Annotated in this window: 1 protein-coding gene; it reads right to left on the bottom strand. The window is 69.4% G+C overall.

Going from position 1 to position 1,266, the window contains the following annotated elements; all coding sequences use genetic code 11:
* Positions 1–801, bottom strand: an 801-nt coding sequence (locus BFN01_RS00705) for an FAD-dependent oxidoreductase (RefSeq protein WP_177243769.1), incomplete at its 3' end; no start/stop codon positions are given.
* Positions 802–1,266: the final 465 nt, after the last annotated feature.

The raw sequence follows: 1,266 nt of genomic DNA, 5'->3' as shown, positions 1-1,266 counted from the left end.
GGGTGTTGTTTTTTTTCCAGGCAGAAGGCGGAATACGAGATTCCTGCGCGTCTCGTGGGCTGGGAGATGTGTATAAGAGACAGCGCCTTGCGCGAAGTCGACCGGGCGCACCCGGCCGGAGTCGTCCGAGGCGGTCCCGGTCGTGCGGCTGCGCGTGCACACCTCGACCCGGGGAGCCTCGATCAGGCGCTGCAGCATGCGACCGCCCGCGTCGTCGAGCTGAGCGGACATCAGGCGGTCGGCGGACTGGATGACCGTGCACTCCACGCCCATGCCCTGCAGGGCGCCGGCGGCCTCGAGGCCGAGCAGGCCGCCACCGACCACTGCGCCTCGGAGCGGACGCCCGAGCACCGCGAACCGCTCCTGCACGTGCGTGCGCAGGGCCGTGACGTCGTCCAGTGTGCGGTACACGAAGCAGCCGGGCAGATCGTTGCCCTCGACGGGAACACGTGGTGCCGACGAGCCGGTGGCGAGCACGAGCGATTCGTACGAGTGCACCGCACCGGACACGGTGCTCACCGTTCGCGACTCACGGTCGATCCGCACCGCGGGGTCGTCGCCGAGGTAGGTGACCCGCTCATCGGCGAGGACCGCGCTGTCGAGCGCGAGGTCCTCCGCAGTCGCCCCGGAGAAGAACGACGTCAGACCCACCCGGTCGTACGGCGGATGCCCTTCTTCGCCGATGACGGTCACCGATCGCCCCGCGTCGGCGCCGCTGAGCAGACTGTCCACGAAGCGATGTGCCACCATCCCGGCGCCGATCACGAGCACCTCTGAGGCTGTGGTGTTCTGAATTGCCATCCGGCCCCCCTTCCGTCAGACCCGAAGCTACGCAACGTGTGTTTCGCGAACCCGCGGCCCTGCGTTACGCGCAGCGAACAATTCGCTCACAAACGCATAACGAAGCATGTGAGACGGCGACGGTAGGCTCGCAAGCACGACCCCGATCAGGAGGACAGCCGATGCCAGCCCGTGGTTCTCGTGACGCCCGGCTCAGAACCGAGGCGGAGCGCACCAGACTCCACGCCGCCCGAGCGGCGTGGCACAGCAGAACGATCCGTCGGCGGCGCAGAGACACCGTCGTCGCGACCGTGGCCGGCTCGCTGATCGTCGTCGGCGCCATCGCCAGCCAGGTCGTGCACGCGCAGGTGACCGCACCCGAGCCGACCCCGGCCCCGACCTCCACCTCGACGCCGGTCGAGACCCCGTCGCCCGCCCCCTCCACGAGCCCACCGCTCAGCCCGACCCCGACGCAGTCTCCGGGTG

Origin of the sequence: Microbacterium sp. AR7-10 (genome assembly GCF_001878835.1) — a bacterium.
Taxonomy (GTDB): domain Bacteria; phylum Actinomycetota; class Actinomycetes; order Actinomycetales; family Microbacteriaceae; genus Microbacterium; species Microbacterium commune.
The sequence above is the reverse complement of the archived record's forward strand: the minus strand, read 5'-3'. Positions and strand labels throughout refer to the sequence as shown.